Annotated in this window: 13 protein-coding genes; 9 read left to right on the top strand and 4 right to left on the bottom strand. The window is 45.6% G+C overall.

The window, feature by feature from the left end; genetic code table 11:
* Positions 1-68: 68 nt before the first annotated feature.
* Positions 69-1,316 carry a peroxiredoxin family protein gene (locus tag NFI80_RS19290; protein ID WP_235165852.1) on the bottom strand — a complete coding sequence of 416 codons (1,248 nt, stop codon included), beginning with the start codon at positions 1,314-1,316 and terminating at the stop codon, positions 69-71.
* Between the two features lie 139 nt (positions 1,317-1,455).
* Here NFI80_RS19290 and rsmH point away from each other — a divergent pair, with 139 nt between their 5' ends.
* The 5 genes from rsmH to mraY all read left to right on the top strand — a co-directional run bounded on the left by rsmH (position 1,456) and on the right by mraY (position 7,810).
* Positions 1,456-2,373, top strand: a complete 918-nt coding sequence (gene rsmH / locus NFI80_RS19285; protein WP_235160982.1) for a 16S rRNA (cytosine(1402)-N(4))-methyltransferase RsmH — start codon at positions 1,456-1,458, stop codon at positions 2,371-2,373.
* 21 nt (positions 2,374-2,394) lie between these two features.
* Complete coding sequence (locus NFI80_RS19280; RefSeq protein ID WP_026631980.1) at positions 2,395-2,820, top strand: FtsL-like putative cell division protein; 426 nt, start codon at positions 2,395-2,397, stop codon at positions 2,818-2,820.
* Between the two features lie 60 nt (positions 2,821-2,880).
* Complete coding sequence (locus NFI80_RS19275; protein WP_233799117.1) at positions 2,881-5,025, top strand: PASTA domain-containing penicillin-binding protein; 2,145 nt, start codon at positions 2,881-2,883, stop codon at positions 5,023-5,025.
* A gap of 7 nt (positions 5,026-5,032) precedes the next feature.
* Entirely contained in the window at positions 5,033-6,511 is a 1,479-nt protein-coding gene (locus tag NFI80_RS19270) for a UDP-N-acetylmuramoyl-L-alanyl-D-glutamate--2,6-diaminopimelate ligase (RefSeq protein ID WP_235165851.1), read from the top strand.
* Positions 6,512-6,595: 84 nt separating this feature from the next.
* Positions 6,596-7,810, top strand: coding sequence for a phospho-N-acetylmuramoyl-pentapeptide-transferase (gene mraY, locus NFI80_RS19265; RefSeq protein WP_026631977.1), 1,215 nt, complete (start codon positions 6,596-6,598; stop codon positions 7,808-7,810).
* 179 nt (positions 7,811-7,989) lie between these two features.
* Here mraY and NFI80_RS19260 read toward each other — a convergent pair whose 3' ends face one another.
* Together NFI80_RS19260 and aroB are read right to left on the bottom strand one after the other, a co-directional pair.
* Positions 7,990-8,565, bottom strand: coding sequence for a DUF4136 domain-containing protein (locus tag NFI80_RS19260; protein ID WP_026631976.1), 576 nt, complete (start codon positions 8,563-8,565; stop codon positions 7,990-7,992).
* Positions 8,566-8,655: 90 nt separating this feature from the next.
* Entirely contained in the window at positions 8,656-9,690 is a 1,035-nt protein-coding gene (gene aroB, locus NFI80_RS19255) for a 3-dehydroquinate synthase (RefSeq protein WP_235165850.1), read from the bottom strand.
* Positions 9,691-9,985: 295 nt separating this feature from the next.
* Here aroB and NFI80_RS19250 point away from each other — a divergent pair, with 295 nt between their 5' ends.
* Positions 9,986-11,041: a VOC family protein gene (locus NFI80_RS19250; RefSeq protein ID WP_235165848.1), complete on the top strand. Its 1,056-nt coding sequence runs from the start codon at positions 9,986-9,988 to the stop codon at positions 11,039-11,041.
* Between the two features lie 42 nt (positions 11,042-11,083).
* On the opposite strand, the gene NFI80_RS19245 is transcribed toward NFI80_RS19250, so the two are convergent.
* Positions 11,084-12,085 (bottom strand): 1-acyl-sn-glycerol-3-phosphate acyltransferase, encoded by a 1,002-nt coding sequence (locus tag NFI80_RS19245; protein ID WP_235165846.1) that lies wholly within the window; start codon positions 12,083-12,085, stop codon positions 11,084-11,086.
* Positions 12,086-12,207: 122 nt separating this feature from the next.
* Between NFI80_RS19245 and NFI80_RS19240 the strand changes: the two genes are divergently transcribed.
* The 3 genes from NFI80_RS19240 (at position 12,208) to NFI80_RS19230 (ending at position 15,778) form a co-directional block, all read left to right on the top strand.
* Complete coding sequence (locus NFI80_RS19240) at positions 12,208-13,248, top strand: aminoglycoside phosphotransferase/kinase family protein (protein ID WP_233799122.1); 1,041 nt, start codon at positions 12,208-12,210, stop codon at positions 13,246-13,248.
* Positions 13,249-13,294: 46 nt separating this feature from the next.
* Complete coding sequence (locus NFI80_RS19235; protein WP_233799123.1) at positions 13,295-14,143, top strand: TIGR01459 family HAD-type hydrolase; 849 nt, start codon at positions 13,295-13,297, stop codon at positions 14,141-14,143.
* Between the two features lie 93 nt (positions 14,144-14,236).
* Positions 14,237-15,778, top strand: coding sequence for a YifB family Mg chelatase-like AAA ATPase (locus tag NFI80_RS19230; RefSeq protein ID WP_235165845.1), 1,542 nt, complete (start codon positions 14,237-14,239; stop codon positions 15,776-15,778).
* Positions 15,779-15,780: the final 2 nt, after the last annotated feature.

Here is a 15,780-nt window from a genome sequence, read left to right as displayed (position 1 = left end):
ATTTTAGTTTAAATAAAAAACGCATCGCCCGGAGCCGGACAATGCGTTCTTCAAAACCCTGTTAAAATCTATTTTTCAGCAATCAGCTTATCCATTAGGCCATTGAAATCGGTTACAAATTCATCGAAATAAGCGCCTGTTCCCTGGCCTGAAAAACCTGTATGGATCTCCCGGACTTTTCCTTTTCTGTCTATAAAAATGGTGGTGGGGTAAGACATTACCTTATTCAACATGGGCAACGCTTTTGCAGTCGCTTCGTCGGTGTTGGTTCCGGCCAAGAGGATCGGGTAATCGATTCCCATGCGCTCGATCATGCGTTTGATCTTTGGGTTCGAAACTTTCGGATCGTCCGATCTTTCGAATGACAAGCCGATAACTTCCACACCGCGCTCTTTATTCTTTTTGTACCAGGGCGCTATGAAATTGGTTTCATCCATACAATTCGGGCACCATGAGCCCATGATCTGAATGATCACAACCTTGTCTTTAAATCTTGGATCTTTTAGAGAAACCGGCTTACCGTCTGAATCAGGGAATGTAAAATCAACCGTTTCGAAACCCGGCTTTAAGTAGGTAAGACTTGCCGCATCGGGCAATTTCGCTTTATCATTAGGCTTGGCAGTAAAGCTCCGCAAGCTCTTCACGCCCGACCACATCGAACCTTTCAGCGAGCCGTCGCTTTGAATAGCCGCTTTGAAAAGCTTGGCATTGGAACCATCAAATGTGGATAAAAACAAACTATCGCCGTGCACATTGCCCGTGAGAAAGCGGTAATCGCCCGTTGTGGTCAATATAGAGCCTTTTACGTCCGTTCCATTTTGTGAAAAAGTCCCTACCGACTGCGTTGTGTCACCCGTGGCTTCCGTAATGAATGTTGCGTCCCACTTCCCGGCAACGGTTTTGGTGCTTTTTGCTTCGCCGGGTTTGAAAAACTTATAATCCTTACCAAACTCTGCCTCAAATGGGATTGAGCCGGCCACTTTGCCTTTTGCATACCGGTAGTAAGTGCCTTTCAGCTTTTCTCCTTCTGCCTTGGCGATGATTTTCATGTCAAAAAGCTCCATCGGGATCACCAGCGAATCGTTCTGGAAGAACGCGGTGTCCATTTTGAGTCTTTCTGTGTCATTGATTACAACAACGGAATAAGTTTTCCCATCCGGGTTTTTGGATACATCCATAATAAACGGGATCCGGTTTGCCTCCCGGCTCAGCGTTGCGCGCCAGGTGCCGGTTTTCAGGTCGGTTTGCGCAGAAGAATTGCAACTTATCAATGCAAATAAAATCAGGACAGTAGCAATCTGATCGAATAGTCTCATATACAGGGAATTGTTATTAAATTAACCAAATGCTGCCGAAATTAAATCCTTTGCCGACAGCGATTCGTACGCTTGAAAATTGCTAAGTTTGTAACTGCCTCCTGGCAAGAATAAGTTCCTATTACGTTGCTTTTAACAAATGGATTTACAAAGTACATATCACGAGCCTGTCATGTTGTCCGAATGCCTGGAAGGGCTTAACATTCAACCGGAAGGTGTTTACGTGGATGTGACTTTTGGCGGCGGCGGCCATTCCCGAGCCATTCTGGAAAAATTAACAACGGGCAGGCTGCTCGTTTTCGATCAGGATCCTGATGCTGCTGCCAATGCTGCCGAATTTAAGGACGACAAGCGATTTACATTCATAGCGGCGAATTTCAGGCATTTGAAGCGTTACCTGAAACTGCATAAGGCCGAAAAAGTGGACGGAATCCTGGCCGATCTGGGCGTTTCTTCACACCAGATCAATACGCCTGAACGCGGTTTTTCCACGAGGTTTGATGCCGACCTGGATATGCGTATGAACCCTAACATTGAAAAAACAGCGCGGGAAGTGATCAATTCCAGGTCCAGCGCGGAATTGCAGCGGATTCTGGGCATGTATGGAGAGGTTACCAATGCCCGTACAGCCGCCGAAGCGATATTTACATCAAGACACAGCACGCCAATTGACACGATTGCGGAATTGAAAGGGATTTTACTCAAATATGCCCCTAAGCATCGTGAAAACAAGTATTTCGCTCAGGTGTTCCAGGCATTAAGGATCGAAGTCAACGATGAGCTGGCGGTTTTGGAAGAGTTTCTGACGCAGGTTCCGGAAGTGCTTAACCCTGGCGGACGACTGGTCGTCATGTCTTACCATTCGCTGGAAGATCGTTTGGTCAAAAATTTCATTTTAAAAGGAAAATTTGACGGAGAATTAGAAAAGGACTTCTACGGAAATGCGATTAGGCCCCTCAGCAGCGTTACCAGAAAGCCGGTGGAAGCAACTCCCGAGGAAGTTGCGCGAAATCCGCGGGCAAGGAGCGCAAAGCTCAGGATCGCAGAAAAAATATAATTTTTAATCCCCACTTGAGAGATGTCGGAAAATAAGAGAAGACCTAAGCCCATTCCGCCTAAGCCTCCAAAACCAGCGAAGCGCAAGCGGGAATATCATTTATTCAACTGGCTGAACAAGTTTTTACCGCTGGACAAAGTTTTCGGTGAAAAAGCGCCAGGTAAGGAAGAGCGGCTTCCGGTTAAATACTTCTACTATTTCGGCTGGATCGTCATCCTGCTCGTGGCTTACGAACGCATTGGTTTTCAATCGGAACAATATGTGCGGAATAGCATTAAGCTTAAAAAAGAAGTGGATGATCTCCGCGCTGAGTACACGTCCATTCATGCCGAATACATGAAAAGCGGATTGCAGTCTGTGATCATTGAAAAAGTAAAATCCGAAGGTCTCGAAGAAAACCTTACCCCTCCCAAAAAGATCATTATCAAGTCGGAAGAAGACGATTAGTCGATGCTGACAAATAAAAAATACTCAATCTTTATAAGCTTAATTTTCTTCTGAAAAGTAATGAAGAACGACGTTGAAAGCGGTCAGAATAATAAGAAAGCGCTGATTGCCCGTGCCAGAACTGTGGGATGGCTTTTGTTTTTACTGGCCATAGCGGTTTTTGGTAAACTGATCCGCGTGCAGTATTATGACGAATTCAAAGGCAAGACCTGGGCAGAATATTCGGCAAAAAACGACCTGAAGATCGACACCATTCCGGCCATGCGCGGAAACATTTATTCTGTGGACGACCGCCTGCTGGCCACATCGCTGCCTTACTACTATGTGGGTTTGGATACGAAAGTGGCTGATTCGGCATATTTCAGAAATAACATTGATGAGCTGTCGTCTCTACTCGCCAAAAGTTTCGGAGAACATACTGCGGCTGGTTATAAAAACAAGATCATGCGTTACCGCGTGAGTAAAAGCAAACGCTATTTAAGGCTTAAATCTCGTCAGATCAGCCATTTGGATCGGGAGAAAATCAAGAAATGGCCATTTTTTGTAAAAAACAGAAAAGGCGGCGGAGGCAAGTTTGAAACGATTTACAGACGCTATAAGCCTTTCAGCCCCATGGCTGACCGGACCATCGGCGGGATCGATCCCAAAAGCGGACGTGGATACATTGGCCTCGAAGCCAGTTTTGACAAAAACCTGGAAGGAAAAGCGGGTATAGGATGGGTTGAAATGGTGGAAGGCGGCATGAAAATTCCTGTAGGCGATGCATTAAATGTGCAGCCGGAAGCTGGAAGGGACATTTATACCACGCTGGATATGAATTTTCAGGACCGGGCGGAAATTGCTTTGCGCAGAAAACTCATTGAAAGTAAAGCCAATTACGGCTGCGTGATCATTATGGAGGTGGCAACAGGCGAGATCCGGGCAATGGCCAATCTTACCAAACGCGGCGAAGGCAAATACGAAGAGGTTTTCAATTACGCGGTTGCGGGTGGCGCCGATCCTGGCTCAACATTCAAGTTGCCGACGATGATGGCGCTTTTGGAAGAAACAAAAATGAACCCCGACCAAATTACGGTGAATACAGGCGCAGGCTCGGTTCGCTTCCGCGGGACTTCTATCAATGATTCCAAAAGGGGCGGTCACGGTGTTTTAACGGCAACGCAGGTTTTCGAAAAGTCGTCAAACATTGGCGTGCATATGCTCATGCAGCGCTATTTTTTCTCAAAACCGGATACTTACCTGTCCTATTTGAAGAAATTCCACCTGACAACGCCTACGGGAATACATATGAAGGGTGAGAAGCCGCCTTACATCAAAGACCGCACATCCAAGCAGTGGAGCGCTTATTCCCTGACATTCATGTCTTACGGCTACGAAATGTCCATGACTCCTTTGCAAACGCTGGCGCTTTATAATGCTGTTGCGAACGATGGTTACTGGGTCAGGCCAATGATCGTGCGTGAGATCAGGAATGCCGAAGGTGTGGAAGATAAAATTCCACCGTATGTTGAAGATAAGCCGATCGCTTCGCCTGAAACGATCAAAAAAGTAAAGACAATGCTGGAAGGCGTTGTAAAAGCAGGCTCTGCCAAAAATATCAGTTCGGAACTTTACCAGATCGCCGGAAAAACGGGAACGGCACAGAAGCTGATCAATGGCATTTATACTCCCGGAAAATATTACACGTCATTTGCAGGCTATTTCCCTGCTGATAAGCCCAAATACAGCGCTATTGTGATCATTGATACGCCTCAGGGCTCGGGAGCCAACTATACATTATACGCAGGAAGTGTTGCTGCGCCGGTTTTCAAAGAAGTTGCCGACCGGATTTACGCCTACGATGTTAGCATTCAAAAACCGATCAAAGACACATTGCCTGAAACGTCGAAAGACGTGAAATGGGCGGGAAGATCAGCAGATCTGAACATTATCAGCAAAGAACTCAAACTGACACCCGTTCCGGAAGGCAGCGAATATGCCGCTGCATCGCTTCTGAAAAAGGGAAAAACCAATTGGCAGTCACGCAATATGAGTTCAAGGGATGTGCCTGATTTACAGGGTATGGCCATGCGTGATGCGTTGTATATTTTGGAAAATAAAGGATTCAATGTCACATTTAAAGGTTCGGGCAAAGTGGTGGAGCAATCCCTGCCACCCGGAACCAGCGCTGCCGGCAACAAAACGATCCTATTAACATTACAGTAATTCCTTCATGGAGAGCACCCCAGAAAAAATTTTAAGCGATATCCTGATCGGCGTGGCCGGCGCAAATGTTACCGGCTCTGATATAGTAATAATTAAAAGCATCATTCTGGATTCCCGAAGGGTTATGCCCGGAAGCCTGTTCGTAGCGCTCAGGGGAACGCAAACGGATGGCCATCAGTACATTGGGACTGCAACGGAGCTTGGAGCGACTGCTATTCTTTGTGAAGAACTTCCTGAAAAAATAAGTGACAATGTTACTTACATTCAGGTTCCGGATTCGGCGGAAGCGATGGGGCTTATTGCCGCTGCATTTTATAACCATCCTTCTCAAAAGATCACATTAGTAGGCGTAACCGGCACAAATGGTAAAACATCTGTCGCTACATTTCTCTTCCAGCTTTTCCGTGCACTCGGCTATCGCTGCGGCCTGATTTCGACGGTCCAGAACCAGATAGAGGATGAAGTTATCCCATCTACACACACGACCCCCGATGCTGTTGCGCTGAACCATTTGCTTGCTCAAATGCAGAAAAACAAATGCAGCCACGTTTTTATGGAGGTAAGCTCTCATGCTGTTGCACAACACAGAATTACCGGTTTGCACTTCGCAGGAGGTATTTTCACCAACATCACCCACGATCACCTCGATTTCCACAAGACATTCGATAATTATATCAAAGCAAAAAAAGGGTTCTTCGACCAACTTCCTAAAACTGCCTTTGCGCTCGTGAATGTCGACGATCGCCGCGGCGCGGTTATGGTCCAGAACACAAAAGCCAAAGTCGAAACATATTCTTTACAGACGCTTGCCAGTTTTAAAGGAAAAATTATTTCTGATACGCTGGCGGGCATGCATATGGAGGTTAATAATCAGGAAGTTTGGTTCCGGGTTATTGGCCGGTTTAATGCTTATAACTTGCTTTCCGTTTATGGAGCAGCGGTTCTTTTGGGTGAAAAACCAGAGTCGGTGCTGACCGAACTTTCGAACCTGAAAAGCCCTCCCGGACGTTTTGAGCAATTCCATTCTGCGGATAACATTGTGGGGATCGTCGATTATGCGCATACGCCGGATGCTTTGGAAAATGTGCTGGAAACCATCAATCATTTGCGGAGCGGCAATGAGAAAGTGATCACGGTTGTAGGCTGTGGCGGGAACCGGGATGCAGAAAAAAGGCCTAAAATGGCTGCTATTGCTTGTAAACTGAGCAACCGGGTCATCTTGACATCGGATAATCCACGCTACGAAGAGCCTATGGATATTCTGGAACAGATGAGAAAGGGAGTTCCGCCACTGGACTACAAAAAAACATCGGTTATTGAGGATCGTTACGAGGCAATTAACAGGGCTTTTGAAGAGGCGAATCCGGAAGACATTATTTTAATTGCCGGGAAAGGCCATGAAAATTATCAGGAAATCAAGGGTGTTAAGCATCATTTTGATGATAAGGAAGTTTTGCTGGAAGCTTTTGCCAAACGTTATTCCTGATATTGGCACCAAAAATCACAATTGCCTTTTTGCGTAGTCTTTGAAAAGAACCAACTTTGCAAAGTCATCCCCAATACATTATTCATGCTCTATTACTTATTCGATTATCTCGACAAGCACTTCAATATCCCCGGAGCGGGTGTTTTCCAATATATTTCATTCAGGGCGCTGGGAGCCACGGTTCTATCCCTTTTCATCGCCGCCACTTACGGAAAAACCATTATTAACTTCCTGAGAAAGAAGCAAATGGGCGAGACGATCCGGGATTTGGGATTAGCCGGGCAGATGGAAAAAGCAGGAACGCCGACCATGGGCGGGTTCATTATTTTGGCTTCACTGCTCATTCCCGTGCTGCTGTTCGCAAAACTGACTAACGTCTACATTGTCCTCCTCATTATTACTGCGCTGTGGACAGGAATGATCGGGTTTGTGGACGATTATTTGAAAAAATTCAAAAACAACAAAGACGGCTTGCATGGGCGGTTCAAGATTGTAGGGCAGGTTGGTTTGGGCGTCATTGTAGGCCTTACGCTTTCTTTTAATGACAATGTGAGGATCAGAATTTACGAACAACCATTGCTGAGCTCTAATTTGGGCGAAATCCAGCGTTACCGCGACATTATTCACCCGACAGTAACGACAATCCCATTTATCAAGAACAACGAATTTGACTATAAAGCCCTACTATTCGGCTGGTTACCAGAAGAATACACCTGGGTTATTTACACAATCATCGCTATTTTCATCATCACCGCCGTTTCCAACGGAGCCAACATTACCGACGGAATCGATGGTCTAGCCGCAGGTGTTTCAGGGATCATTGCGCTTACGCTCGGCGTTCTGGCCTATTTGTCCGGAAATACGAAATTTTCGCAATATCTGAACATCATGTATATCCCGAATTCGGGAGAGCTGGTGATCTTTTGCGCCGCATTTATAGGCGCCTGCGTCGGGTTTCTCTGGTATAATGCTTATCCTGCCCAGGTTTTCATGGGCGACACCGGAAGCTTGATGTTGGGGGGAGTAATTGCTGTCATAGCATTAGCCATCCGCAAAGAATGGCTTATCCCATTCATGTGCGGAATTTTCATTGCCGAAAACCTGTCCGTAATCGTCCAAGTCAGCTATTTCAAATGGACCAAACGTAAATACGGCGAAGGCCGAAGGGTGCTATTAATGTCTCCCTTGCACCACCATTACCAGAAAAAAGGCATCCACGAATCGAAAATTGTAACCCGGTTCTGGATTGTCGGGATTATTCTGGCGATTTTGACGCTGGCGACTTTGAAGTTAAGGTAAGCTATTGATGCCCTGTCAGCCTGAGCGGACCGGGCCGCCGGGCGGTCGAAGGCGCGTTACCCAGGATTAGCGCGCCTTCTCTGTCACACTGAGCGGAGTCGAAGTGCAGGTACATCGTGCAAGCACTTCGACTCCGCTCAGTGTGACAGGGTATGTAACGCTCAGTGTGACAATGTAGGTTACCGCCCTACTGCCTCGCTATATCTCCTCGGATCATATCCCTTTGCAAAGAGCGGGTATTGGTCGAAGATCCTTCTTACCACGCTTCTGTAATGGTTATTGGAAGTTTCTACGCCTTTGAAAATTCCGGACGCGTAGCCTCTCCATACAACCTGGTCACTCTCGGCGTCGATCAGGGAAACGATCAATGTTCCTTTATCCAATGCGTATTTAATCGGCTCATAACGGAAGCCGTCATTTTCTGTGTCGACCCAGTTTTTGATTACCGGTTGCATATAGCCCTGGTAACGCAGGTTGTCGTAGAAAATCCCGTAGTTAACAAGTAATGTTGGTTTTTCAGCCGTTAGCTTGTAGCCGCGCACCTGCATCTGGCGGCGGATGGCTTCGTAGATCTCTGTGCAGAGATTGTTGGTGTCGCGTTCACATTCCAGGAAAGTATAGGAAGAATAATCCTTGAAGTTGGTCTCGTAGCTGTAATCATGCTCCACAAAAACTTTCCGACCACTGGAACAGCCCGCTATAATGATGACTAGGAGTAAAGCGGCATAAGTAAAAATTGACCTTAGCATAAGCATTTAATTTGTCAGGTTTATGAAAATATGTATCAAGCATGTATTTATACAAATCCATCAAAACCAACAGCTTATGCCAGATATTTTTAAAAACTATCCCAAATAATAAGCTATTGATTTACGCATTTCAGAAGCAGACACCACTATATCAAATGCACATTGCCCTGCTCCTTTTAGCAATGAAAACCGCACTTCTTTTCCTTTATTTTTCTTGTCCTGACGGGTCAGGTTTATGATCTCTTCGATATCCTCCTGCTTTATGTCCACTTTGCCATAAGTAGCAAAAAGAAACTCTTCAATATTTGTAAGCGTCTGCTGGTCAATCATTTTTCGGGAGAAGGAAAGATAACTTTCCATGATCATCCCCACTGCAATCGCTTCCCCGTGATACAACCTCTGGTTCGCAGGTTTATTTAGAAAATAAGTCTCTACGGCATGCCCGAGCGTGTGTCCGAAATTCAATATTTTGCGCAAACCTTTCTCCGTAGGATCCTGATCTACAACCGATTGCTTGATCTTTACAGAATGTGCGATCAGATCTGTCCAGTTTTGTTCTTCAAAATCCTTTGACCTGATCTCTTCCCATTTCGCTGCATCTGCAATCAGGCAATGCTTGATAATTTCTGCAAACCCGGACCTGATTTCCCTTTCCGGTAAGGTTTTTAAAAAAACAGGGTCTATCAACACTTTTCGAGGCAGCGTAAAAACACCTAAGTGATTTTTAAAACCTTGAAAATCAACACCTAATTTACCTCCAACACTTGCATCAACCTGCGAAAGCAAAGTCGTCGGCACCTGTATAAAATCTATTCCACGCTTATAAACTGCCGCACAAAAACCGCCCATATCACCAATCACTCCGCCGCCCACATTGATCACCAGAGCATGCCTGTCCAAAGATTCTTTTGTCATCGCATCCCATATTCTCTCACAGGTCGACAACAATTTATTCGATTCTCCGCTGGGCACACTTACAATGCTATGCGCTGGTAAAATCGCCTTAAAATATGGGTAACAATGCTTTTTTGTATTGTTATCCGCAATTACAAAAACCTTGGAATACTCAGACGAACTCAAAAATTCACTTAAACTTTCACTAATTGGGGCAATGACTACGGAATCGTTCATTCTACTATTTTGTGAGACAGCGCTCGTAACACATACGACGAATGCACCATAATGGATGCGTTGATATCCAGGTTTTTAGAAATAATATTCTGGAAATCTCATTTAAAGATATGAATTATTATGTTTATCAAATATGCAATGAGGTTCTGTATCCCAAGAAAATTTTTCCACACTCCACATTTTCACCTCAATTGCGCTTACAGCTGCCTGGTTTGCGTTTTATTTTGTAAAATTGTCGTCCGCTTAACCCCGGAATTGAAATATTAAGCCTTTAACTAATCATAATTTTTAACGAATGAGTACTCCGCTGATTTCAGGGATTCAACAGGTAGGAATTGGTGTTCAGAATGTGCCAGACGCATGGAAATGGTATCGTAAGATGCTTGGTTTTGATGTGCCCGTGTTTGATGAAAAGGCCGAGGCGCCGCTGATGACACCTTATACGCGTGGAGAAGTGCATCAAAGACATGCCGTTTTGGCTATTAACCTGGCTGGTGGAGGCGGACTGGAAATCTGGTCATTTACGAGCAGAAAGTCGCAGCCCGCGAATTTCAAGATTGAAATCGGAGATCTCGGCATCAATGCCATTCGTTTTAAGGCGCCCGATGTTAAAAAAGCACACGAATGGTTAAAAAGCCAATCCAAAGAGACTGTAGGCCCATTGGTTTCGCTGCCGGAAGGACAGGGATTCTGGGCCAATGATCCTTATGGAAATACATTTCAAATTACAAGCGACGAAACGTGGTTTCAAAAAACCGAAAAACCGGTTGGCGGCGTTTCAGGCGTTGTTGTGGGCGTTTCTGACATGGATCAATCGCTCGTTTTTTATAAAAATTTACTTCAACCGCTGGAAGTCGTTTATGATGAAACGGGTGTTTTTGAAGACATTCCAGCATCGGTTAAAGGACAGCGTTTCAGAAGGGTGTTATTAAGAAAAAAGTTTACGCCGCATGGTGCATTCAGCCGTTTGCTGGGTAACGTTCAGATTGAACTTGTGCAGGCGCTGGACCGTACGCCTAATAAAATCTTCGAAAACCGGTTCTGGGGAGACTGCGGATTTATCCATTTGTGCTTTGATACAATTGACATGGATACATTAAAATCCAAACTGCAGTCACAAGGATATCCATTCACCATCGACAGCGAAAGATCATTCGGTATGGAATCGGCTGCGGGTCGCTTCGCCTACCTGGAAGATCCGGACGGCACATTGATCGAGCTGGTGGAAACGCATAAATTGCCCATTTTGAAGAAAATAGGCTGGTTCCTGGACATTCAGAAGAGAAAGCATCAAAAACCTTTACCCGATTGGATGCTGAAATTGATGGGTTTGAGCCGGGTGAAGGATTGACCGACAAGCCATAGACTTTCCAGGTTTATAAACTTGGAAAGTCTAGTATCTTGCTGCAAACCAGGCTAGTATAGGCAGTATGAAGAACAATGCCAGCCCCATAGCCCAGCCAAAAATCAACCCGGCGATCAGCGACAGTAAAACAACGATCGTGGGATATAAATACATTAGCAAGCCAAACAGGACCGAGTCATAAAACACAGACCTGGCGGTTAGCTTGGCAGTTTTTCTTTCAAAAAAATGATATAAAGGGCGATGAATTGCGCGCCCGAACCAGCCGATGGCTTTCTGAATCGCATTACCACCAGGTGGAAGCGGACAATCGCCAAATAGTGCATTTAATCGCTGTGTACGTTCCGCTTTTGAAATGTCAGCAGGGATACTCCATACTTCGGCACTCATTTTCCGTTCTAGAATCTCATTGAATTCGCGTAACCATCTTTCGTATTCTTGCGGGTCCGTTTTGATGTCATGAATCAAAATAGCCTCTCCGAAGCGAAGAGAGACTCTTTTTCCTGGACCACGAAAGTGTTCGTAGTTGACGCCTGTTGGCACAACACCCATATTTTTAAGCGGATCATCGCCATACCAGGTTTGATAAGCCATTCTCGCTGTGCCTTTTCCCAACGGACGCAAATTCCATTCGTTCACACAAACGCCCTCCGAAAAAATAATCACTGCTCCGCCGCCTTTCATGGCATCATAACCTTCCTTGACGGTAATATCATGATTCTTGACATATTGACGACCTTCCGACCCTCTGAAAACCGGGATAAGCTTGATTTGCCGGAGCCAGAACGCTGCCGCTTTTTTCTTGAAAACATCGCCACGGGTAAGCGTGAAAATAGGCTGTGTCATGATTGAGCCAATTACGACAGCGTCAAAAAACGAGCCTGAATGATTGGAAGCTAGCAGCACTGGTCCTTTGTGCAGCTTCTCGAAGCCTTTTACACAAAGCTTTTTTAAATAAATCGGCAATGCTAGTCGAACCAGGAAACGGGAGAAGTAGAAGAACAAAATGTATATGGTAAAATTGACCTGCAAAATTATTCAAAGTTTCGATATATGCCTCGTGTCCGCTCCCCCGAAGTTGCTAACTTTGAAATTGAATTGAGCTCTTAAAGAGCATAGCATCAACATTTTGCAATGCCCAAATAATAGAATAAATGCGTTTAAAAGATTATCCTGAAATTATCCGGAAGGCCTGGGCAGGGTTTGATAATTCGATTGGAGTTAAGTTTGTTGAAGATATAAGTGCCAAAGTGTCAACGAATCACGTCTTTCGTGTGACGCTTGATAACGACGATATTGTTGTTGCCAAACTGTCCTATTTTGGCAAATATGAGCATTTCAAAGAAGACCACAGGATCATTCAGGCGCTTGCCAATAATTTGCTCTACCCTTTTGAGAATGTGCTTGCCAGGTCGCTGGTAAAAAACAACCAGGTTTATACTTATCGCTATCAGGAAGATTTTGTAGATACATGGGTCGTTTTTTATAATCCGATCCGGGCGATGAACCGGCTGCCGAAACGACTTAATGATGAACAAATCAAGAAGTTAGGAAACGAGACAGCAAAATTTCATCTTGCTTGCCTGCGGGCGGGAAAATCCATTCCAAAGTCTTCCAAGAACCTGCGCACGGACATTCAGCATTTGCTGGAAATTCTGGACACAGACACCGGGCAGTATGAGCATCGCGGCTACATCCAGCTGTTACGAAAGCAATGCGATATTTTCATGAAAAATATCCAGCGCCTGAATGTCAGCTCATTTGATAAAATGCCCGTTTTTGTCGACTGGAATATTGGCAATTTTTCAGTTACCGATGATTTGAAACTATATTCCCGGTGGGATTACGACTGGTTCCGCGTTTCGTCCAGGATCATGGACTTTTACTTTTTCGCGAGGGTCTGTTCCAATGTAGGCGACCGGACGGTTTTTAGCTATCTGCTGGGGCCATTGATGGAGGACCGTTTTATGATTTTTTTGAAAGAATACCATCAGGTTTACCCACTGACGGTGAATGAAGTACGGTTTATGAAAGAAGCCTACCGGTTTTTCATTCTGAATTATGTGATTAAATATGGTAAATATTTCTTCCACAGGTCCTATTGCACGAAATTACAAAAGGAAGCATACGAACTTTATTTCCCTTCCATCGAAGGTTTTGACGAAGACAAGATCCTGAGAGCGCTTAATTTATAACCCGATTTCCGCTCGCATTTTATTCACTCCTAAGACACCACCCATAATGATCCTTGACAATTTTAAGTCTGTAATCTCAAAATATGAAGTAATTTTCTTTGATGCTTTTGGTGTTCTTAAAACCTATAATGGCCTTATCCCGGGCATTGAGAACACATTTGCCTATCTTCGCGAAACGGGTAAGGACTTTTATGTAGTTACCAACGATGCATCGCGGAGCCCTGAACAGCTGGCAGAATCCTATGTTAAGCTGGGCATCGACGACGTTACGCCCGACCGTATCATTTCTTCGGGAATGTTGGCGAGAGAATATCTTGAATTAAAGGTGAGAAAAGGCGTGGTTGCCTATCTGGGAACGGATAACTCTGCACACTACATTGGCTCCACTGATCTTAAAACGCTGTCAATCAGAGAGCTGGATCTTAATGCAGTTCATGATGTTAATGCATTGGTTTTTCTGGACGATGAAGGTTTCGACTGGAATACGGATTTGACCAAAACATTAAATTTGCTTCGAAAACGCAACATTCCTGTGATTGTAGCCAACACGGACAAGACTTACCCTGCTTCAAAAAGCCGCTTATCTATTGCTGTTGGGGCGTTGGCGAAAATGATTGAAGACACCATTGGCCGGCAATTCATCCGCTTCGGAAAGCCTGATCCTCAGATGTTTATTTTTGCTTACCAGCACATTAAGAACTATCCTAATGTCAATAAGCAGAACATTCTGATGGTGGGCGATACATTGCACACAGATATTTTGGGTGGTAATAAATTTGGTTTAGACACTGCCCTGGTGCTCACTGGCAATACGCAAGCGGAAGACGCAGAGGTCCGTATAAGGGCCACCGGAATTATCCCAACATACATTTGCGTTTCGGCTGTCGTTGAGTAACAAGTGGTTAGCAGTTTTTGGCAAGCATTATTGGATTAATGATTTCTTTTTCCGATTTCCTGCTATTTTTGCCAAAAACTAAACTACACACACATGCTTGCCAAAACTTACGGAAGTGCCGTTTACGGCGTGGATGCGACGATCACTACGATCGAAGTAAATGTGGCCCAGGGGATGGGCTTTTATATGGTCGGGCTGGCCGATAGTTCTGTAAAAGAAAGCCAGCAGCGCGTTGAAGCCTCGCTCAAATATTATGGCTACAAAATGCCGCGGCAAAAATTGGTGGTTAATCTCGCCCCGGCCGACATCCGCAAAGAAGGCTCTGCCTATGACCTGCCCATTGCGCTCTGCATTCTCCAATCCTCGGAACAGCTAAATTGCCGGCACAATCTCGAAGACTACATTATTCTTGGAGAACTTTCACTGGATGGCATTTTAAGACCCATCAAAGGTGTCTTGCCGATTGCCATAGAAGCACGCAAGCAAGGCTATAAAGGGTTTATCCTACCGGCCGAAAATGCGCATGAAGCTGCAATTGTAAACAATGTTGACGTCATTCCTGTGGAAACCCTCGCGGACGCCATTGCTTTTTTTGAAGGCAAATCCGATGTTCAGCCCATCGTTGTGGACACGCGTGATTTATTTTTCACATCGCAGAATGAGTACGATGCTGATTTTGAGCACGTTCAAGGACAAGAGAACATTAAGCGGGCGCTTGAAATTACCGCCGCTGGCGGCCACAATGCAATTATGATCGGCCCGCCGGGAGCCGGGAAGACAATGTTAGCGAAGCGTATCCCGAGCATTCTGCCGCCACTGAGCTTGCCCGAAGCTTTGGAAACAACAAAAATCCACTCCGTTGCCGGTAAGCTTGGAAAAAGCGCTACACTCGTTTCCAGGCGGCCTTTCCGGGCACCACACCATTCTATCAGCGATGTGGCGCTGGTTGGCGGCGGGAGCTTTCCGCAGCCAGGAGAAATATCACTGTCTCATAATGGCGTACTATTCCTGGATGAGCTGCCCGAATTCAAACGTTCGGTGCTGGAAGTGATGCGGCAACCATTGGAAGAACGGAAAGTAACGATTTCGAGAGCCAAAATGACGGTTGAGTTTCCAGCCAATTTCATGCTTATCGCCAGCATGAACCCTTGCCCCTGCGGCTACTACAATCACCCTGAAAAGCAATGTGTTTGCGGAACGGGCGTTGTTCAGAAATATCTCAACAAAATCAGCGGCCCGCTCCTGGACCGCATTGATCTACACGTAGAGGTTACCCCCGTTTCCTTTGATCAGATTGCCTCCACGCGCAAATCCGAGAGCAGCGAGCAGATCCGCGCCCGCGTGATCAAAGCCCGCGAAATGCAGACGGAACGGTTCAGGAATAATAAGGAAATTTATTCCAATGCCATGATGTCGCCTGAAATGGTCAAGGAAATATGCATTATCTCCGACCCCGGAAAAGCCCTCCTTCGCACCGCCATGGAACGCCTAGGCCTCTCCGCCCGCGCCTACGACCGCATCCTAAAAGTCTCCCGCACCATTGCCGACCTCGCCGGCAGCGCTGACATTCAAGTGCAGCATCTTGCTGAGGCGATTCAGTATAGGAGTCTGGATCGGGAGAATTGGGCTGGGTAAGA

Origin of the sequence: Dyadobacter chenhuakuii, assembly GCF_023821985.2 — a bacterium.
Lineage (GTDB): Bacteria > Bacteroidota > Bacteroidia > Cytophagales > Spirosomataceae > Dyadobacter > Dyadobacter chenhuakuii.
This window is presented reverse-complemented; position numbering and strand designations above follow the sequence as displayed.